This is a genomic window from Pseudomonas sp. GOM6, assembly GCF_029537485.1.
GTDB lineage: Bacteria > Pseudomonadota > Gammaproteobacteria > Pseudomonadales > Pseudomonadaceae > Aquipseudomonas.
In genome coordinates, this window is record NZ_JARPUS010000001.1 from 187,617 (window position 1) to 206,695 (window position 19,079).

The 19,079-nt window shown below is 63.8% G+C and carries 22 protein-coding genes; 8 read left to right on the forward strand and 14 right to left on the reverse strand.

Features of this window, described 5'->3' with window-relative positions; translation table 11 throughout:
• The first annotated feature begins 37 nt into the window (after positions 1–37).
• Positions 38–1,267 carry a phosphoglycerate dehydrogenase gene (gene serA / locus P7A97_RS00885; RefSeq protein WP_277688039.1) on the forward strand — a complete coding sequence of 410 codons (1,230 nt, stop codon included), beginning with the start codon at positions 38–40 and terminating at the stop codon, positions 1,265–1,267.
• Between the two features lie 72 nt (positions 1,268–1,339).
• On the opposite strand, the gene P7A97_RS00890 is transcribed toward serA, so the two are convergent.
• From P7A97_RS00890 to P7A97_RS00900, 3 genes are read right to left on the reverse strand one after another with little or no spacing between them, the layout of a single operon-like run.
• The gene (locus P7A97_RS00890; RefSeq protein WP_277688040.1) at positions 1,340–1,783 is read right to left on the reverse strand and encodes a DUF4399 domain-containing protein; all 444 of its coding nucleotides are present in this window, start codon (positions 1,781–1,783) and stop codon (positions 1,340–1,342) included.
• A 60-nt stretch (positions 1,784–1,843) separates the two neighbouring features.
• On the reverse strand, positions 1,844–2,341 hold the full coding sequence (locus P7A97_RS00895; protein ID WP_277688041.1) for a DUF523 domain-containing protein: 498 nt from the start codon (positions 2,339–2,341) through the stop codon (positions 1,844–1,846).
• Positions 2,342–2,343: 2 nt separating this feature from the next.
• The gene (locus P7A97_RS00900; RefSeq protein ID WP_277688042.1) at positions 2,344–2,955 is read right to left on the reverse strand and encodes a 2OG-Fe(II) oxygenase; all 612 of its coding nucleotides are present in this window, start codon (positions 2,953–2,955) and stop codon (positions 2,344–2,346) included.
• A gap of 63 nt (positions 2,956–3,018) precedes the next feature.
• On the opposite strand from P7A97_RS00900, the gene P7A97_RS00905 reads away from it, so the two are divergent.
• Complete coding sequence (locus P7A97_RS00905; protein ID WP_277688043.1) at positions 3,019–3,786, forward strand: DUF2059 domain-containing protein; 768 nt, start codon at positions 3,019–3,021, stop codon at positions 3,784–3,786.
• Here P7A97_RS00905 and P7A97_RS00910 read toward each other — a convergent pair whose 3' ends face one another.
• A complete protein-coding gene (locus P7A97_RS00910; RefSeq protein ID WP_277688363.1) occupies positions 3,787–4,725 on the reverse strand; it encodes an alpha/beta hydrolase in 939 nt (312 codons plus the stop codon).
• A 99-nt stretch (positions 4,726–4,824) separates the two neighbouring features.
• On the opposite strand from P7A97_RS00910, the gene P7A97_RS00915 reads away from it, so the two are divergent.
• A complete protein-coding gene (locus P7A97_RS00915; protein ID WP_277688044.1) occupies positions 4,825–5,400 on the forward strand; it encodes a DUF6436 domain-containing protein in 576 nt (191 codons plus the stop codon).
• A 9-nt stretch (positions 5,401–5,409) separates the two neighbouring features.
• On the opposite strand, the gene P7A97_RS00920 is transcribed toward P7A97_RS00915, so the two are convergent.
• From P7A97_RS00920 to P7A97_RS00945, 6 genes are all read right to left on the reverse strand, one after another.
• Positions 5,410–6,144: a hypothetical protein gene (locus P7A97_RS00920; RefSeq protein WP_277688045.1), complete on the reverse strand. Its 735-nt coding sequence runs from the start codon at positions 6,142–6,144 to the stop codon at positions 5,410–5,412.
• 3 nt (positions 6,145–6,147) lie between these two features.
• Positions 6,148–6,528, reverse strand: coding sequence for a RidA family protein (locus tag P7A97_RS00925; RefSeq protein WP_277688046.1), 381 nt, complete (start codon positions 6,526–6,528; stop codon positions 6,148–6,150).
• Between the two features lie 47 nt (positions 6,529–6,575).
• Complete coding sequence (gene spoT, locus P7A97_RS00930; protein ID WP_277688047.1) at positions 6,576–8,684, reverse strand: bifunctional GTP diphosphokinase/guanosine-3',5'-bis pyrophosphate 3'-pyrophosphohydrolase; 2,109 nt, start codon at positions 8,682–8,684, stop codon at positions 6,576–6,578.
• Between the two features lie 63 nt (positions 8,685–8,747).
• Positions 8,748–9,011, reverse strand: a complete 264-nt coding sequence (rpoZ, locus tag P7A97_RS00935) for a DNA-directed RNA polymerase subunit omega (protein ID WP_068825230.1) — start codon at positions 9,009–9,011, stop codon at positions 8,748–8,750.
• Positions 9,012–9,116: 105 nt separating this feature from the next.
• Entirely contained in the window at positions 9,117–9,737 is a 621-nt protein-coding gene (gene gmk, locus P7A97_RS00940; protein WP_277688048.1) for a guanylate kinase, read from the reverse strand.
• 41 nt (positions 9,738–9,778) lie between these two features.
• On the reverse strand, positions 9,779–10,642 hold the full coding sequence (locus P7A97_RS00945) for a YicC/YloC family endoribonuclease (protein ID WP_277688049.1): 864 nt from the start codon (positions 10,640–10,642) through the stop codon (positions 9,779–9,781).
• Positions 10,643–10,791: 149 nt separating this feature from the next.
• On the opposite strand from P7A97_RS00945, the gene rph reads away from it, so the two are divergent.
• The 3 genes from rph to P7A97_RS00960 are packed head-to-tail and all read left to right on the forward strand — an operon-like array spanning position 10,792 to position 12,892.
• Positions 10,792–11,511 carry a ribonuclease PH gene (rph, locus tag P7A97_RS00950; RefSeq protein WP_277688051.1) on the forward strand — a complete coding sequence of 240 codons (720 nt, stop codon included), beginning with the start codon at positions 10,792–10,794 and terminating at the stop codon, positions 11,509–11,511.
• A 24-nt stretch (positions 11,512–11,535) separates the two neighbouring features.
• Complete coding sequence (locus P7A97_RS00955) at positions 11,536–11,901, forward strand: DUF4870 domain-containing protein (protein WP_277688052.1); 366 nt, start codon at positions 11,536–11,538, stop codon at positions 11,899–11,901.
• A gap of 55 nt (positions 11,902–11,956) precedes the next feature.
• Positions 11,957–12,892 (forward strand): DUF808 domain-containing protein, encoded by a 936-nt coding sequence (locus P7A97_RS00960; protein ID WP_277688054.1) that lies wholly within the window; start codon positions 11,957–11,959, stop codon positions 12,890–12,892.
• A 19-nt stretch (positions 12,893–12,911) separates the two neighbouring features.
• Here the strand turns inward: P7A97_RS00960 and P7A97_RS00965 are convergent, their stop codons facing one another.
• Entirely contained in the window at positions 12,912–13,691 is a 780-nt protein-coding gene (locus tag P7A97_RS00965) for an exodeoxyribonuclease III (RefSeq protein WP_277688056.1), read from the reverse strand.
• Between the two features lie 92 nt (positions 13,692–13,783).
• Here P7A97_RS00965 and pyrE point away from each other — a divergent pair, with 92 nt between their 5' ends.
• Together pyrE and P7A97_RS00975 are read left to right on the forward strand one after the other, a co-directional pair.
• Positions 13,784–14,425 (forward strand): orotate phosphoribosyltransferase, encoded by a 642-nt coding sequence (gene pyrE / locus P7A97_RS00970; RefSeq protein WP_277688057.1) that lies wholly within the window; start codon positions 13,784–13,786, stop codon positions 14,423–14,425.
• 23 nt (positions 14,426–14,448) lie between these two features.
• Positions 14,449–15,036, forward strand: a complete 588-nt coding sequence (locus tag P7A97_RS00975) for a DUF4124 domain-containing protein (protein WP_277688058.1) — start codon at positions 14,449–14,451, stop codon at positions 15,034–15,036.
• Positions 15,037–15,057: 21 nt separating this feature from the next.
• On the opposite strand, the gene argB is transcribed toward P7A97_RS00975, so the two are convergent.
• The 3 genes from argB to dut all read right to left on the reverse strand — a co-directional run bounded on the left by argB (position 15,058) and on the right by dut (position 19,063).
• The gene (argB, locus tag P7A97_RS00980) at positions 15,058–15,966 is read right to left on the reverse strand and encodes an acetylglutamate kinase (protein ID WP_277688059.1); all 909 of its coding nucleotides are present in this window, start codon (positions 15,964–15,966) and stop codon (positions 15,058–15,060) included.
• 23 nt (positions 15,967–15,989) lie between these two features.
• A complete protein-coding gene (gene algC, locus P7A97_RS00985; protein WP_277688364.1) occupies positions 15,990–17,393 on the reverse strand; it encodes a phosphomannomutase/phosphoglucomutase in 1,404 nt (467 codons plus the stop codon).
• Between the two features lie 1,214 nt (positions 17,394–18,607).
• Positions 18,608–19,063 (reverse strand): dUTP diphosphatase, encoded by a 456-nt coding sequence (gene dut / locus P7A97_RS00990; protein ID WP_277688060.1) that lies wholly within the window; start codon positions 19,061–19,063, stop codon positions 18,608–18,610.
• Positions 19,064–19,079 lie beyond the last annotated feature (16 nt).

Genomic DNA, 19,079 nt, shown 5'->3' on the forward strand with positions numbered 1-19,079 from the left:
CTTTCCTGACACTTTTTGTGGGACCACAGGTACTCCGATGAGCAAGACCTCTCTCGACAAGAGCAAGATCAAGTTCCTTCTGCTGGAAGGCGTGCACCAGAACGCCGTCGACGTGCTGAAGGCCGCTGGCTACACCAACATCGAGTACCTCAAGGGCGCCCTGTCCGACGAGGAGCTGAAGGAAAAGATCGCCGACGTGCATTTCATCGGCATTCGCTCGCGCACCCAGCTGACCGAGGAAGTGTTCGATTGCGCCAAGAAGCTGGTCGCCGTCGGTTGCTTCTGCATCGGCACCAATCAGGTCGATCTGAATGCGGCGCGCGAGCGTGGTATCGCCGTATTCAACGCCCCCTATTCCAACACCCGTTCGGTGGCCGAACTGGTGCTGGCCCAGGCCATCCTGCTGCTGCGCGGCATTCCGGAGAAGAACGCCTCCTGCCATCGCGGCGGCTGGATCAAGTCGGCGGCCAACTCCTTTGAGATTCGCGGCAAGAAGCTGGGTATCGTCGGCTACGGCTCCATCGGCACCCAGCTCTCGGTCATGGCCGAGGCCATGGGCATGCAGGTGTTCTTCTACGATCCGCTGACCAAGCTGCCGCTGGGCAATGCTACCCAGATCGCCAGCCTGCACGAACTGCTGGGCATGGTCGACATCATCTCCCTCCACGTGCCGGAGCTGGAAAGCACCAAGTGGATGATTGGCGAGAAGGAAATCCGTGCCATGAAGAAGGGCGGCATCCTGATCAACGCCGCCCGTGGCACCGTGGTGGTGCTGGAAGCCCTGGCCGAGGCGATCAAGGACGAGCACCTGATCGGCGCGGCGATCGACGTGTTCCCGGTCGAGCCGAAGTCCAATGACGAAGAGTTCGAGAGCCCGCTGCGCGGCCTGGATCGCGTGATCCTGACCCCGCACATCGGTGGCTCCACCGCCGAAGCGCAGGCCAATATCGGCCTGGAAGTGGCCGAGAAGCTGGTCAAATACAGCGACAACGGCACCTCGGTGTCCTCGGTGAACTTCCCGGAAGTGGCCCTGCCGGCCCATGCGGGCAAGCACCGTCTGCTGCACATCCACCAGAACATTCCGGGCGTGATGAGCGAGATCAACAAGGTGTTCGCCGACAACGGCATCAACATCTCCGGCCAGTTCCTGCAGACCAACGACAAGGTCGGCTACGTGGTGATCGACGTCGATGCCGAGTACTCCGATCTGGCGCTGGAGAAGCTGCAGCACGTCAACGGCACCATCCGTAGCCGCGTACTGTTCTAAGCTCGGTGGTGTTGAAAAAGGGAGGCTGATGCCTCCTTTTTTGTGCCTGTCGCTGATGGGTCGACGCAGTGGTCACTGCACCGTGATGCTGATCTTCTCCGAGATTACGGGCGGTTCCATCGGCACATGGTGCTTGTCGCCGATCAGCAACTGTAGGGTGTGGGGGCCGGGCGGCAGGGTGAGTTCGGTCTCGGTCTGGCCCTTGCCGAAATGACGGATCTGCTCGCTGGCCGGCAGCGGCATGTCCAGCAGGGGCATATTGTCGACGTCCACCAGCAGGTGATGGTGGCCCGTGTCCGGGGGCGCCTCTATTCCAGCTGGTGCCACGCCCATGCCCTTGAGGCCGAACTTGACGGTGAAGGTCTGGCTGACAGTCGCTCCGTCTGCGGGCTCAATGAAATAGACCTCAGCCCCCTCGGGGGCGGGCAATTGCGGTGCGGCGGATTCGGCGTGAGCCAGCAGTGTGCCGGCACACAACAAGGCAGCTAGACCCAGACTGTGCAGGCAGTTGACCATGCTGGACTCCTTTTGCGTGTTCCAGCACTGAACATAGGCCATCCGGAACAGGTTGCCCGGTCAGTCGTCGCGTTGTTCCAGGCGTTGTAGCTCGGCAGCCGCTTCGGCCAGTTGGGTTTCGTTGAATACCTTGATACCTGCCCGGCGCAGCAGGGCCGCCGTAACGCCTTCGCCCTCGATCAGCGTGCCGCTGAAGCTGCCATCATAGTTGTGCGTATTGCCGCAGGATGGACTGCGCGCCTTGAGCACGGCGACCCGCAGACCATGTTGCTGGACCAGTTGCAGGGCGATCTCGGCGCCAGCGACGAAGGCAGCAGTGACGTTTGCGCCGTCGCGGGTGAGGACCGGGCGGGCGCCGTCCAGCACCTGCGTACCCTGGCCACCGGGGATCTCGGCCGGCGGGCGCGGCGTGGGCAAGCCGCCCGCGACTTCCGGGCACAATGGCACGATGCGGCCTTCGTCTTGCCAGTGTTGCAGCAAGTCATAGGGGCCGTGGGCGCCGCCGTCATAGCGCACCTTATGGCCCAGCAGGCAGCGGCTGACCAGGAGTTTTTCCATGTTCAGGCCCTGCGTCTGAACCAGCCGGTCAGCGACAGGCGTTCGCGACTGGCTGGCAGTACTTCGTGCGGCAGTTCGGCGGACATGAACAGCACCAGGTTGCCGCCCTGGGGGGGGAGATCGAGCGGCTCGAGGTCCGCGGGGTAGATGCGCAGGGCGCCTCCCTCGTCGGTCTGCCAGTTCGCGTTGAGGTAGAACACCGCCGAGACGGTACGGCGGTCGTCGTCGCGAAAGCGGTCCAGGTGCTTCTGATAGAAGCTGCCGGGCGGGTACAGGGCAAAGTGGCTTTCGTAGTCATCCAGGCCCAGGTAGAAGGCCTGGTTGAGGGCCTGGCGCAGCTCGTCCATGGCGGCAAGGTACTGATCGCATGCCGTGCTTTGGCCGGGCTCCAGCCACTGAATGCTGTCGCCGCGCACCCCTTCGCGCACGGCCAGGCCTTGTCCGCGGCCGACGCCGGCTGGGCTCAGTGCGCCTTTCTCGGCACGCTTGCGGCACTCCTCGGCCAGTTCGTGGGTCAGAGTCTGCGGCAGGAAGTCTTCCAGCCGCGACCAGCCCTGATTGGCGAGGTCATCAATGATCTGCGGCAGATGCCGCTGGAGGAGGTGGTTATGCATGGCGGGATTCTATCAGTGCCGGCGGCGGCGCCCTACAATAGCCGCGCCAGACAGGAGTCCTTCATGCGCGCCGTTCTCACCCTGCTTATGCTGCTGTGCAGCCTTCCCGCCCTTGCCGACGACCACGCCCGCCTGTATCAGGCTGCCGGCTGGCCGGAGCAGCGCGCGCATTTCAGTGATGCCCTGCAGGTGGCGCAGCAGCGCTACCAGGGCAGCCTGCCGCCGGCGGTGTTCCAGGCGCTGGTGGATAACAGTAATCGTCGCTTCGAACCCCAGGCCATGGAGCAGCGGGCCCTGGCGGCGCTGCGCATGCAGCTGGCCGAACCACGCTCGGCGCTGCAGTTCTTCGAGTCGCCTGTGGGGCGCAAGGTGGTGGCGGCCGAGACGCTGGCCACCCGTCGCGACCAATTGGCCGCCCATGCCCAGGGGTTGCCGGCCAGCCAGGCCGATGCCACCCGTCGCCTGCTGATTCGCCATCTGGCTCAGGCGCTGCCGGCCAGCGAGGCGGGGGCGGAGGTCAGCCTGGCGCTGGCCGGTGTGGCAGCGGACAGCCTGAGTTCGATGGTGCCAGGCCTGTTCGGCGAGGCGCAGACCCAGATGCTGGTGCAGAGCCAGCGCCAACGCCTGCTCGGTGAAATCGAGGGGCAGATCGACGACACCCTGCTGTATGTCTATCGCGAGCTGTCCGATCCGGAGCTGGAGGAGCTGGTCACCTTCGCCCAGTCACCGGGCGGTCAAGCTTATTACCAGGCTGCCCTGGCTGCTCTGCGTGCCGCGCTGGCAGCGGGGCAGGGGGCGAGCGAACTGGCGCCAGCGCAGCAGGGCATCTAATCAGCGCAGATGCTCGCTGAGAAAAGTGAAGTAGCGCCTGCGGATCTCTTCATGCTCGTTGGCCAGGTGATGGCGGGCGCCGGGGATGCGCAGGATGTTTGGCTGGTCGAACTTCTGCTCTAGTACGGCCAGGTTGTAGCGCCAGTCCACCGTCATATCCTCCTCGCCCTGGACCACCAACGGCTGCAGCGGACTGCGCTGGGCTCGCTCGATGCGCGGAATCCAGCGCGCCATGGCACCGACCCAGGCGGTCGGCAGGGTGCGTGGCTGCAGGGGGTCGTGGTGTTGCAGGAAGTCGAGGAAGGCCGGGTCGGTGGAGTTGGCCGAAAAGCGCCGAGGAATGGCGGACTTGAAGGGGCTCAGCAGGTGGTAGCTGAGCTTGGACAGGCCCCAGGCTCGCGGTCGCACGAGTGGCGCGAGCAACACGATGGCGCCTGGCTCGGGGCGTGGCTCGCCGTTGAGCAGGAAGTCGAGGAGGATGCCGCCGCCGGTGCTCTGCCCACACAGATGCCAGGGTTGCGGCAGATCGAGATCCGCGGCCTCGGCGAACAGATCCTGCAGGGCCTGCTGGTAGGCGGCGAAGTCATCGATGCTGGCCCTGGGGCCGGCGGAGAGGCCATGGCCGGGCAGATCGAAGGCCAGTACGGCGAGGTTCAGGCCCAGCGCCCAGTCGATCACATGGCGGTACAGGCCCATGTGGTCGTAATAGCCATGCAGCAAAATCAGTGTGGCCTGTGGTTCGGGCGGCAGCCATAGCTGGCTGGCCAACTCCAGACCGCCGCTGCTGAAGCGTCCCAGGCGGCTGCGTACCTGCGGGTGGTGTGGCAGATCCAGGCCATAGTAGCGCTGGTAAGCCAGGCCTTCGGCACTCAGGTTGGCGGTTGCGGCCAAGGGTCGCAGGCTGCTGCGAAGACGCTCGGCCTGGAAGGGCTGGGGCATGGCGGTCATGGGTCTTTCGGTTGCGCTGAATGAACGCCGATATTCAGCTGTCGGGCACGGCGTGGCAAGCTATACGCCCCATTCCGCTGTGTCGTCGTCATGTCGTCCTCGCGCAAGACTCTGTTAGCCAGCCTGCTTGCCCTCTTCTGGTTGGGCGCCATGCTGGTCGCGTTCTGGTGGTTCCAGGCGCGCTATATCCGTCCTTTCGAATCGCGCACCGAGTTGTTCGATGGCCGTCAGTTGCAACTGCCTGCCGAGCTGGCCGGGTCTGGGCCGATCCGCCTGGTGCACTTCTGGGATCCGGCTTGCCCGTGCAACGTCGGCAACCAGCAGCACCTTGGCGAGTTGGTGCAGACCTATCTGCCGCAAGGTGTGCAGTTCTATGCGGTGCGCAAGGCGGGCACTCAGGGCCAGCTGCCGCAGAGCCTGCAGGCGCTGCAGATGTTGGAGCGTATTCCCGGGAGCGAACGGCTGCCAGCCAGCCCCGCAGTGGCGATCTGGGATCAGCAGGGCCGCCTGGCCTATTTCGGGCCTTACAGCGAAGGTGCGCTGTGCACGTCGAGCAACAGTTTCATCGAGCCGATTCTCGAAGCGCTAGCCGCCGGGCGCCCGGTGCGTGCGGACAGCAATCTGGCCGTGGGCTGTTTCTGTGACTGGGCGCCGGAAGAGCGCTGAGTCAGCGGTTTAGTCGCGCTGCAACAGCCAGGCCTGGCGACCGGGGCGGTATTCCGGGATTTGATCCGGTGCGGCGCTGTTGAAGGCTTCGAGGATGCGCAACTGGTCGCCCTCGCGTTGGAAGATCCAGGGTGCGCCCTGTTCGCCGAGCTGTAGCCACAGGCTGTCGTTTTCCCCGGCCATCGAGGCGCAGTCACCGGCCAGGCACAGGGCATAACGGTCGGCGCCGGGCAGGCCTTCCAGGCTGCCATCCGGGTGGAACAGCACCAGTCCGCCTTGCCCCTTGCCTTCACGGATCAGCCATTTACCACCGAGGTAGGCTTCGTACAGTGCCCACTCGAAGTGACTGCCAATCGGCGCACCGAGGGCAAGCTCGCGGGTTGCACGGCTGAACTGCTGCTGCGGGCCCTGCTCGCTGGCCTGCTGGATCAGTTGCTCGCCCTGTAGCTGCAGGTGCTCCTGAACGCCACCCTGATAGTCCACTGTCAGCTGGCCGGCTTCGTCGGCGCTCAGGCGCCCTTGTGGCGCCTCGAAACCGTTGCTGTAGGTGGCCAGGTTGCGTTGGCTGTCGAGCCGCCATTCCAGTACCGGGCCATAGGCCAGCAGGGCTTCGCGCAGCGGTCCGCCCTGGCGGGCGGCGTCGATGATCGGCTGGTTGATCCAGGTGCCGTCGGGGTTGCCGCCCGAGCCGGCGCAGCCGGTCAGCAGGCCGGTACACAGGAGCAGGGCGGCAAGACGGCGCATGGATCAGTCGATGACCAGGATGCCGTCCATTTCCACCAGTGAGCCGCGCGGCAGGGCAGCAACGCCGATGGCGGCACGGGCCGGATAGGGCTGCTCGAAGTAGCGGCCCATGATCTCGTTGACCTTGGCGAAGTGGGACAGGTCGGTGAGGAAGATATTCAGCTTGACCACGTCCTTGAACGAGCCGCCGGCCGCTTCGATCACGGCTTTGAGGTTCTCGAACACCTGCACGGTCTGCTCCTCAAAACCCTGCACCAGTTCCATGGTCTTCGGATCCAGCGGGATCTGGCCGGACAGGTACACGGTGTTGCCGGCCTTGATGGCCTGGGAGTAGGTGCCGATGGCGGCTGGGGCGTTGGGCGAAGTGATGACGGTCTTGCTCATGGGAACTCCGATTCCGATGGGTTGTTGTTCTGTGGCTGATGCGAGCTTCAGGCGCGCATGCGGGTGATGCGGATGACGCCGGCCAGCGAGCGCAGCTTCTTGATGACACGGGCCAGGTGCACGCGGTCATGCACGCTGATGATCAGCTGAACCACGCTGATGCGGCCGTCGCGCTCATCCATGCCGATCTTCTCGATATTGCCGTCGGCGGCGGCCACCGTGCTGGCCAGTACGGCGATCAGGCCGCGCTGGTGCTCCAGCTCGACGCGCAGTTCGACATTGAACTCGCCGGTGACATCCTTGGCCCAGTTGAGCTGGATGCACTTCTCCGGGTTGTTGCGGATGTCGGCGATGTTCTTGCAGCTTTCCAGGTGCACCACCATGCCCTTGCCGGCCGAGATGTGGCCGACGATGGGGTCGCCGGGGATCGGTGTGCAGCACTTGGCGTAGTTCAGCACCAGGCCCTCGGTGCCGCGGATGGCCAGCGGGCCGTCCGGGCTGGGCGCGGCATCATTGCTCTCGGCCAGCAGGCGACGGGCGACCACGTAGGCCATGCGATTGCCCAGGCCGATGTCTTCCAGCAGATCCTCGATCACGTCCACGCGGTATTCGGCCAGCACGGCCTGGATGCGCTCGGCGCTGATCTTTTCCAGGTGGCTGTCGAAGCTGGTCAGGGTCTTGTTCAGCAGGCGTTCGCCCAGGCTGATCGATTCGGACCGGCGCTGCAGCTTTAGGGCGTGGCGAATGTGCGTGCGCGCCTTGCCGGTGACCACGAAATTAAGCCAGGCCGGGTTGGACCGAGCGCCGGGCGCGGTGACGATTTCCACCGTCGAGCCGCTTTCCAGGGCCTGCGACAGCGGCGCCAGGCGGCGGTTGATGCGGCAGGCGATACAGCTGTTGCCGACGTCGGTATGCACGGCGTAGGCGAAGTCGACCGCGGTGGAGCCTTTGGGCAGCTCCATGATCTTGCCTTTCGGGGTGAAGACGTAGACCTCGTCGGGGAACAGGTCGATCTTCACGCTCTCGATGAACTCCAGCGAGTTGCCGGCGCGCTGCTGCATTTCCAGCACCCCCTTGACCCACTGGCGGGCGCGGGCATGGTTGCCCTTGGGCGCTTCGTCGGCATCGGATTTGTACAGCCAGTGCGCGGCGATACCGTTATTGGCCATCTCTTCCATCTCGCGGGTGCGGATCTGGATCTCGATGGGTACGCCGTGCATGCCGAACAACGTGGTGTGCAGCGACTGGTAGCCGTTGGCCTTAGGGATCGCGATGTAGTCCTTGAAGCGACCGGGCAGCGGCTTGTACAGGTTGTGCACGGCGCCGAGCACGCGGTAGCAGGTGTCGACCTTGTCGACCACGATGCGGAAGGCGTAGACGTCCATGATCTCGTTGAACGCCCGACGCTTGCCGCGCATCTTCTGGTAGATGCTGTACAGGTGCTTCTCGCGCCCGGTCACTTCGCCCTGCAAGCCTTCGCGCTGCAGGCAGGCGTGGATCGACTCCTCGATCTTGGCGACGATTTCCTTGCGGTTGCCACGGGCGCGGCGTACGGCGGCGCGGATGCGCTCGGAGCGCATCGGGTGCATGGCCTTGAAGCCGAGGTCTTCGAACTCCACGCGCATGCTGTGCATGCCCAGGCGGTTGGCGATGGGTGCGTAGATTTCCAGGGTTTCCTTGGCAATGCGCCGGCGTTTCTCGCCGGACAATACTTCCAGGGTACGCATGTTGTGCAGGCGGTCGGCCAGCTTGACCAGGATCACGCGGATATCGCGGGCCATGGCCATGGCCATCTTCTGGAAGTTCTCGGCCTGGGCTTCGGCCTTGGTCTCGAAGTTCATCTGGGTCAGCTTGCTGACCCCGTCGACCAGTTCCGAGACGGTTTCGCCGAACTGCGCGGTGAGCGCTTCCTTGGCAATGCCGGTGTCCTCGATCACGTCATGCAGCATGGCGGCCATCAGGCTCTGATGGTCCATGTGCATGTCGGCAAGGATGCTGGCGACGGCGAGCGGGTGGGTGACGTAGGCTTCGCCGCTGCGGCGACGTTGCCCGTCATGGGCCTGCTCGGCATAGAAGTAGGCGCGGCGAACCAGGTTGACCTGATCCGCGGCCAGGTAGGTCGAGAGTCTGTCGGCGAGTCCGTCTATGCTCGGCAAGATTGCACCTCCTGCCGTGCTGGATGTGGACCCGGTGCCGCCAAACGTCGACCAGGCATGGGCTTACAGAGGCTCGTTGGCCTCTTCCTCGAAGGAAACGAACAGCGGCTCTTCCTCGACCAGATCTTCCTGGGCGACGAATTCGGAGTCGACCAGGCCGGCGGCGATTTCGCGCAGGGCAACCACGGTCGGCTTGTCGTTTTCCCAGGCGACCTTGGGCTCTTTGCCGCCGGTGGCCAGTTGACGGGAGCGCTTGGTGGCCAGCATGACCAGCTCGAAGCGGTTATCGACGTTGTCCAGGCAGTCTTCAACGGTAACGCGGGCCATGGTGTTCCTCGTGGCAAATAGCAGATAAAGCTGGGCCCGGATGGGCGAGCGGACTGAATAGTCTAAAAAATCACCAGCATTAAGGGAAGGCCTTTCGCTGGCCGGTCAGACCAGCAGCTCGCCAAGCAGACCGCTGTGGCGTTGCGTCTGTACGCGGGCCTGCAGTTGGTTGGCGCGGAAGATGGCTTTCAGATCGCTCAGGGCATGGGCGAAGTCGTCGTTGATCACCAGGTAGTCGTACTCGACATAGTGGCTCATCTCGCTGACGGCCTCACGCATGCGTCGCTCGATGATCTCCGCGCTGTCCTGGCCACGGTTGGTCAGGCGGTGACGCAGGGCCTCCTGGGTCGGCGGCAGGATGAAGATCGACTTGGCGAGCGGCATCAGCTTGCGTACCTGCTGGGCGCCTTGCCAGTCGATCTCCAGAATCAGGTCGAAGCCCTCGGCCAGAGTTTGCTCGACCCACTTCTGCGAGGTGCCGTAGAAGTTGTCGAACACCTGGGCGTGCTCGAGAAACTCGCCGCGCTCGATCATGGCGGAGAAAATCTCGTGGCTGACGAAGTGATAGTTCACTCCGTTCTCCTCGCCCGGGCGCATGGCGCGGGTGGTGTGCGAGACGGAGACGCGAATGCGCGGTTCGCTGTCGATCAGGGCCTTGACCAGGCTGGTCTTGCCGGCGCCGGACGGGGCGGAAACGATGTAGAGGGTGCCGGTGGTGGCGGTCATGAGTGCATCCTGAAAAGACGATTATTCGAAGCCTAGGCGACTTATTCGATGTTCTGTACCTGTTCGCGCATCTGCTCGATCAGGACTTTGAGGTTGACCGCGGCTTGGGTGCTGCGTGGGTCGAAGGCCTTGGAGCCCAGGGTGTTGGCCTCGCGATTGAGTTCCTGCATGAGGAAATCCAGGCGCCGGCCCGCAGCACCTCCGGTCTTGAGCACGCGGCGCACTTCACTGACGTGGGTGTTCAGGCGATCCAGTTCTTCGGCGACATCGCTCTTCTGCGCCAGCATGACCAGCTCCTGCTCCAGGCGATGCGGGTCCAGTTCAGCCTGCATTTCTGCGCAGCGGTCGAGGATCTTCTGGCGCTGGTTGGCCAGCATCTCGGGTACCAGCACGCGCAGGGCGGCGACCTCTTCCTGAATGCTGTCCAGGCGCTCGCCCAGCAGCTTGGCCAGTTCTGCACCTTCCCGGCCGCGACCGTTCTTCAGCTCGCTCAGGGCCTGCTCGAACAGCTTCAGTGCGGAATTGTTTAGGGCCTGCGGGTCGGTCGCGTCGGCGACCAGCACGCCGGGCCAGGCCAGCACTTCCAGGGGGTTGAGCGGGGCGGGGTGCTTGATCAGGGCGGCGACCTGCTCGGCGGCGCTGATCAGTTGGCTGGCGCGCGCGCTGTCGACCTGCAGGCTCTTGTCGCCATTTTCCTCGTTGAAGCGCAGGGTGCATTCCACCTTGCCGCGGGACAGGCCTTGGCGCAGGGCTTCGCGTACCGCACCTTCGAGGTCGCGGAAAGCTTCGGGCAGACGCAAATGCGGTTCCAGGTAGCGATGGTTGACCGAGCGCAGTTCCCAGCTCAGGGTGCCGTTGGCTCCGGCGCCCTCGACGCGGGCGAAGGCGGTCATGCTGTGCACCATGGGGAGAACCTCGTGGACTGACGAATGAGGCGCGAGATTGTAGCGCAGTGCGACCGTCGGCCCAATCTGCAGCGGCGCGGCGCTATAATGCCGGCACGTTCGGGCATCGGCGATGCCCGGGTTTTTCGCTTTTCTACAGGTATCAGCAGATGAAACGTCCCAGCGGCCGTGCTTCCACCCAGTTGCGTTCCGTGCGCATCACCCGCAACTACACCAAGCACGCCGAAGGTTCGGTGTTGGTCGAATTTGGCGACACCAAGGTGATCTGTACCGCCAGTGTTGAGTCCGGTGTGCCGCGCTTTCTCAAGGGCCAGGGCCAGGGCTGGTTGACCGCCGAGTACGGCATGCTGCCGCGCGCCACTGGTGAGCGTAACCAGCGCGAGGCAAGCAAGGGCAAGCAGGGCGGGCGCACCCTGGAAATCCAGCGCCTGATCGGTCGCTCGCTGCGCGCTGCGCTGGATATGAGCAAGCTGGGCGAAAACACCATCTATGTCGACTGCGACGTGATCCAGGCCGATGGTGGCACCCGTACTGCCTCTATTACCGGCGCCATGGTGGCCGTGGTCGATGCGCTGAAAGTGCTGAAGAAGCGCGGTGCGCTCAAGGGCGAGCCGCTCAAGCAGATGGTTGCGGCGGTCTCTGTCGGCATCTATCAGGGCGAGCCGGTGCTCGATCTGGACTATCTCGAGGACTCTGCTGCCGAGACCGACCTCAACGTGGTCATGACTGACAGTGGTGGCTTCATCGAGGTGCAGGGCACCGCTGAGGGGGCGCCCTTCCAGCCAGAAGAGCTGAATGCCATGCTGGCGCTGGCCCAGCAGGGCATGCGCGAGCTGTTCGAGCTGCAGCGCGCCAGCCTGGCCGACTGAATTTCACTTTTCGCGGAGAGCCCCATGGACGAGCAGAACCTCAGCCCCACCCCGAGCCAGGACGCCCGTCAGTGGGCAATGTTCTGCCACTTCGCGGCCTTTGCCGGGTTACTGATCCCCTTCGGCAACTTGCTGGGGCCGCTGGTGGTCTGGCAGGTCAAGCGCGACCTTGACCCGTTCGTCGATGATCAGGGCAAGGAGGCGCTGAATTTCCACATCACCGTGTCCATCGCTGTGCTGGTGTGCATGCTGCTGGCCGTGGTGGTGATCGGTTTCCTCCTGCTGCCGTTGCTCGGCCTGGCTGCGCTGATACTGACCGTTATTGGCGGGATCAAGGCCAACGAGGGCAAAACCTACCGCTACCCGCTGTGCTGGCGGTTGATCAAATAATGTCAGGCCCCGCATGCGGGGCCTTTTCATAACCACTCATACAAGGAAGCCTGAAGTGGCTGGAGCCAGTCTGTTAACTCTGCTCGATGACATCGCCAGCGTGCTGGACGACGTTTCGGTGATGACCAAGGTGGCGGCGAAGAAAACGGCCGGAGTGCTGGGCGACGACTTGGCGCTGAATGCCCAGCAGGTCACCGGGGTCAAGGCTGAGCGTGAGTTGCCGGTGGTCTGGGCCGTGGCCAAGGGGTCGTTTCTAAACAAGGCCATTCTGGTGCCGGCGGCATTGCTCATCAGTGCATTTGCGCCTTGGCTGGTCACGCCGTTGCTGATGCTGGGCGGTGCTTTCCTCTGCTTCGAGGGTTTCGAGAAACTGGCGCACAAGTTCCTTCATGGCAAGGAAGAGGTGCGTCAGAAGCATGCCGAGCATGTACAGGCGCTGGCCGACCCGGCAGTGGATGTGCAGGCATTCGAGAGGGACAAGATCAAGGGGGCGGTGCGCACCGACTTCATTCTCTCTGCCGAGATCATCGCCATCACCCTGGGAGTGGTGGCCGAGCAGGCGTTTGTGCAACAGGTCATCGTGCTGTCGGGCATCGCCCTGCTGATGACCGTCGGCGTTTATGGTCTGGTTGCCGGTATCGTCAAGCTGGATGACTTCGGCCTGTACCTGAGTCAGCGTGCTGGTGCGGCTGTGCAGCGGCTGGGGCGCGGCATCCTGTGGCTGGCGCCATGGCTGATGAAGTTACTGTCGGTGGTGGGCACGGCGGCCATGTTCATGGTCGGCGGCGGCATCCTTACCCATGGCATTCCGGGCGCCCACGAGCTGATTCATCACTGGACCGAAGCGACCGCGGCCGTGCCTGCGGTTGGCGGCGCGCTGGCAGTGCTGGCGCCTACGCTGATCAATGCCTTGTTCGGCGTGCTGGTCGGGGCGTTGGTGGTGCTGCTGGTGACTGTCGCCGGCAAGGCCTGGGGCGCACTTCGCGCCTGAGGCCCTGCGGCGGGGCTGCTCAGATGCTGAGCAGCCAGTCGTAGTCGACGATCAGCGGCGCGTGCTGCGAGAAGCGCGGCTGGCGCGGCAGCTTGGCGTTGCGCACCACTCGGCGCATGCCAGGTGTCAGCAACTGGTAGTCGAAGCGCCAGCCGAGGTTGAGCATCTCCGCCTGCTCGCTGTCCGGCCACCAGCTGTACTGGTCGCCTTCGCGGCTGACTTCGCGCAGGGCGTCGACATAGCCCATGTTACCGATGACTTCATCCAGCCAGGCACGCTCAGGTGCCAGGAAGCCTGGTAGTTGCTGGCAATCGCGCCAGTTCTTCACATCCAGCTTCTGGTGCGCCACGTAGAGTGAGCCGCAGTAGATGTACTCGCGGCGCTTGCGGCGCTGCTTGTCCAGATAACCGGTGAAGTCGTCGATGAACTTGAACTTGTGGTTCAGGCTCTCGTCGCCGCTCTGGCCCGAGGGCAGCAGTAGCGTGGCGATACTTACCTTGTCGAAGTCGGCCTGCAGATAACGCCCGTAACGGTCGGCCATCTCGAAGCCAAGGCCATGGATCACCGCCTTGGGCTGCAGACGCGAATAGAGCGCCACACCACCTTGGGTGGGCACTTCGGCATCGGCCGCATAGAGAAAGTAGCCGTCCAGCTGATAGGCTGGATCGTCCAGTTCGAAGGAGGAGACTCTTGTATCTTGCAGGCAGATCACGTCGGCATTCTGCGCCTGCAGCCAGCTGAGTAAGCCTCGCTCGACTGCGGCCTGAATACCATTCACGTTCACACTGATGATCCGCATAAATGGCCCCCAAAAACACGTGCGTGTATGATACCCGAGCTCATTCCTATTAGCTAAATTCATAGCTAAATCCGTGCCGTACGGGGCTTTTCATGCAGGCGTATCAACGCGAGTTCATTCGTTTTGCCATCGAGCGCGGCGTGCTGCGCTTTGGCGAGTTCACTCTCAAGTCCGGGCGTACCAGCCCTTATTTCTTCAATGCCGGCCTGTTCGACAGTGGCCTGGCGCTGGCCAAGCTGGGGCGTTTCTATGCCTCTGCCCTGATTGATGCCGGTATCGATTTCGACGTGCTGTTTGGCCCGGCCTACAAAGGTATTCCGCTGGCGGCCACGACCGCGGTGGCCTTGGCTGAACATCATCAGCGCGACCTGCCCTGGTGCTTCAATCGCAAGGAAGCCAAGGATCATGGCGAGGGCGGCACTCTGGTCGGTGCGCCGCTGGCCGGGCGGGTGATGATAGTCGACGATGTGATCACCGCCGGCACTGCGATTCGCGAGGTGATGCAGATCATCCAGGCTCAGGGTGCGCAAGCGGCGGGCGTGTTGATCGCGCTCAATCGCCAGGAGCGCGGCCAGGGCGAACTGTCGGCGATCCAGGAAGTCGAGCGCGACTACGGCATGCCGGTAGTCAGTATTGTTTCGCTGGAGCAGGTGTTGGACTATCTGGCAGGCGATAGTGAACTGAAGAAGCATCTACCGGCGGTGGAGGCCTACCGCGCGCAGTACGGTATCTAGTCGAATAACAACAGGATGTGTTCATGCTCAAACCCCTCACCCTTGGCCTGGCGCTGCTCACGAGCCTCTGCTGTGTGATGCCTGTGACGGCGGCAGAATACTATCGCTACCTGAATGACAAGGGCGTTCCCGTGCTGGATCGCCAGGGGGTTCCGCCCGAGTTCATCGAGAAGGGTTACCAGGTGGTGGATGACCAGGGGCGCGTGGTGCGTGAAGTTGCCCCGGCGCCCAGCAAGGCAGAGCGTGAGCGCATGGCCAAGGAGAAGGCCAAGGCGGCTTCGGATGCGCAGTTGCTGCGCATTTACTCGGAGTCTGCCGATGTGGAGCGCGCGCGTGACCGCAAGCTGGCCGAGCTGGATGGTGTGATCGGCGTGGCGCGGAGCAACCTGAGTTCGCTGCGCACGCAGCAGGCCAACTTGCAGGCCCAGGCCGCCGAGCATGAGCGAGCGGGTCGCCAGGTTCCGGAGCACTTGATTGTGCAGATTGACAATATCAAGGCCGAGCAGGTGGGGCTGGAGAGGGATATCGAGCGCTATCAGCAGGCCCGCAAGGATGCCGAGCGATCTTTCGAGGCCGATCGTTTACGCCTGATCGAGCTGCGGGGACGCTGAGCAGCGACCCCGCTCTCGTTCTCAGTGGTGGCGTTTGCGATTGCTGATCAGGGTGCCGACGCCGCTGTCGGTGAAGATTTCCAGTAGCACTGCATTGGGCACCCGGCCATCGATGATGTGTGCGCTGGTGACGCCGCCTTGCACGGCTTCCAGAGCGCAGCGGATCTTCGGCAGCATGCCGCCGTAGATGGTGCCGTCGGCGATCAGCTCGTCGACCTGCTCGGTGGTCAGGCCGGTCAGGACTTCACCCTGCTTGTCCATCAGGCCGGCGATGTTGGTCAGCAGCATCAGCTTCTCCGCTTTCAGTGCTTCGGCCACCTTGCCGGCTACCAGGTCGGCGTTGATGTTGTACGACTCGCCTTGCGCACCTACGCCAATCGGGGCGATTACCGGGATGAAGTCGCCCTTGACCAGCATGTTGAGCAGGTCAGTGTTGACGCTGGCGACTTCGCCGACATGGCCGATATCGATGATTTCCGGCTGGGTCATCTCCGGCGTCTGGCGGGTGACGGTCAGCTTGCGGGCGCGGATCAGCTCGGCATCCTTGCCGGTCAGGCCGATGGCGCTGCCACCGTGGCGGTTGATCAGGTTGACGATGTCCTTGTTGACCTGGCCGCCGAGCACCATCTCCACCACGTCCATGGTTTGCGCGTCGGTGACGCGCATGCCGTCGATGAAGTGGCTCTCGATCGACAGGCGCTTGAGCAGGTCGCCGATCTGCGGGCCACCACCATGCACCACTACCGGATTGATGCCGACTGCCTTCATCAGCACGATGTCGCGGGCAAAGCCTTCCTTGAGCTCGTCGCTCTCCATGGCGTTGCCGCCGTACTTGATCACCAGGGTCTTGCCGACGAAACGACGGATGTAGGGCAGCGCTTCGGACAGCACTTTGGCGATGTTGGTGGCGGCATCACGATTGAGGGTCATGGCAAAACGGGCTCCGGGGCAGATCAGAACGGCAGGTTGAGGTCGGGGGCGATGCTATAGAGCTGGGCGCGGAACACTTCCTGGATGCGCTTGAGCTCATCCTCGGTTTCCGCCTCGAAGCGCAGCACCAGCACCGGCGTGGTGTTGGAGGCGCGTACCAGGCCCCAGCCCTTCGGATAGTCGACGCGTACGCCGTCCAGGGTGGTCAGGTTGGCTTCGCCCCAGACACCGTCTCGCTGCAGGCGCTCGACCAAGCGGAACTTGTTTTCGTCGGTGACGGTGATGTTGATCTCCGGTGTGGAGATATCCACCGGGAAGGCGGAGAACACATGCTCGGCGTCACGGCGATCCTGGCTGAGAATTTCCAGCAGGCGCGCGGCGCTGTAGATGCCGTCATCGAAACCGAACCAGCGCTCCTTGAAGAAGATGTGGCCGCTCATTTCGCCGGCCAGCAGGGCGCCGTTTTCCTTCATTTTCTTCTTGATCAGCGAGTGGCCGGTTTTCCACATTACCGGGCGGCCGCCATAGCCGCTGATCAGTGCGCCCAGGCGGCGGGTGCATTTAACGTCGTAGATGATGTCGGCGCCAGGATTGCGCGATACCACATCCTTGGCGAACAGCATCATCAGGCGATCCGGGAAGACCATGTTGCCCTTGTTGGTCACTACGCCAACGCGGTCACCGTCGCCATCGAAGGCCAGGCCGAGGTCGGCACCTTCGCTCTGCACGCGGGCAATCAGGTCCTTGAGGTTTTCCGGCTTGCCCGGGTCCGGATGGTGATTGGGGAAGTTGCCATCCACCTCGCAGTACAGCGGGATCACGCTGCAGCCCAGGGCCTCGATCAGCTTGGGTGCGATGACTCCAGCCACACCGTTGCCGCAGTCGACGACAACCTTCAGCGGCTTTGCAATTGCGATGTCATCGCGGATCTGCTTGAAGTAGCGGTCGAGCACGTCGAGTTGCTGCACGTTGCCGACGCCGCTGGCCAGGTCGTTGTTGTCGATGCGCGCCTTGAGGGCCTGGATCTGCTCGTTGGCCTGGGTGTCGCCGGCGATGACGATCTTGAAGCCGTTGTAGTCCGGCGGGTTGTGGCTGCCGGTGAGCATGACCCCGGACTTGCCTTCCAGTACATGGGTGGCGAAGTACAGCACCGGGGTCGGCACCATGCCGATGTCGGTGACCTGGCAGCCGCAGTCGAGCAGGCCCTGGATCAGTTGTTGGACCAGCTCCGGGCCGGACAGCCGGCCGTCGCGGCCAACGGCCACATTGGGCTCGCCCTTGGCCAGGCTTTCGGAGCCGATGGCGCGGCCGATCCAGTAGGCAGCTTCGGTGGTCAGGGTGTCGCCGACCACGCCGCGGATGTCGTAGGCGCGGAAGATGGTGGCGGGGAGTGTCGGTGGGGTCTGTTGCTGAACGGGGCTATCCATGGAAGTTTGCTCCAGTCCCAGGAGATCCTGGTCTTCGTCGAGTATGTCGATATCGAGGATATCGGTGGCCTGGAACAGCGGGTCCGCCAGAGGGGCTGGCTGGGGCGCTGTTACCGGTTTGGCAGGTGCGGTGGGACTGCCGGCCTCCTGCCTGGAGGCTTCTTGTTTGGGGCGCGACAGGCGCGCCAGGTTCTGCGCCAGGCCGTCGAGGGCGGCAAAGTGCAGACTGAAGGGTTTGACCGACTTTCCAACGGAAAGCTCCTGAACCAGCCCGGCCAGTTGCTGCACGTCGCCGCGCAGGCGGGCGACCAAGTGGTTGCGGGTCATCATCAGGCCAAGCAGGGCGCCGGCCAGTGCCAGCAGGCCGGCGATCGCCAGGATCATGAGCGAGGGTGCTCTGCTGCTCAGCTCCGGGCCGGGCGTGAACTCCAGTTGCCAGTTGGCATTGCCCGTATCGAAGCGCTGCGCTGTGGCATCACTGGCAGTGCCCTGTTGCATCAGGACTTGCGGTGCCGCCGAGGCGAACTGCTGGCTCAGGCGTATTTGGCCGATCTGTTCGGGCAGTGGAGGCAGGGTGTTGAGCAGGCGTTGCAGGTCGACCACCAACAGCAGGGTGCCTTGGGCGCGATCGCTGCCCGGGCTGCGCAGGGGCGCGGCGCTGTAGACCAGCCAGCGCTCACCGATTTTGTAAGCCTCCATGGCTGGCGCCTGGCCGTTTTCCAGGCGGCGGAGCATGTCAAGGGCGGCGAAGTTCATCGGCCCGCTGCGGCCGACGTCCAGCACGGCGCGCCCCGGGCCATTCAAATGGGCGTCGACCACACCCTGCCAGTGCTGCAGGCTGCGCTCGGCGGCGACAATTTGCTCGCGATCAGCGCTTTGCAAGGCGGCCAGCAGCGCAGGATTGCTGGCGGCTGCCTGGGTGTCGGCCTGCAGTTGCTGCTGGGCCTGCTGCAGGGCATTGGCCTGGCTGCTGCCCCAGGCCTGCACCAGTGCCTGCTGCTGTTGCTGCTCATGGCCACCGAGGGTGATGGCTAGCAGTACCCCGGCAAGCACTATCCCGCCAAGGGCCGCCAGGGTGCCAGGCAACAGCGCCTGCTGGTCATTACCGGTTTTGCTGGTTGGCTGCTCTACCGGGGCGGAAATCGGCTGCTGTTTTTCCTTGCTGCGCTTCGACAGTTTCACGCGTGGTCTCCCTGGGCAATGCGTTCCGTGACTCAGTGGCTGCCGGAATGGCCAAATCCGCCGGCACCGCGCTCGCTGGCGTCGAACTCTTCGACCAGCTCAAAATGTGCCTGCACCACCGGTACCAGCACCAGTTGGGCAATGCGTTCTCCCACCGCGATGTTGAAGGCAGTCTGGCCGCGGTTCCAGCACGACACCATCAGCTCGCCCTGGTAGTCGGAGTCGATCAGGCCGACCAGGTTGCCGAGTACCACGCCATGCTTGTGGCCCAGTCCCGAGCGCGGCAGGATCAGCGCGGCCAGGCCGGGGTCGGCGATGAAGATGGACAGGCCGGTAGGAATCAGCAGGGTCTGCCCTGGTTCCAGTACGGTGTCTTCCTTGAGCATGGCGCGCAGGTCGAGGCCGGCCGAGCCAGGGGTGGCGTACTGTGGCAGGGGGAAGTCGCTGCCCAGGCGAGGGTCGAGAATCTTGGCTTGCAGTGCGTGCATGTAAGGCCTTTGGCGT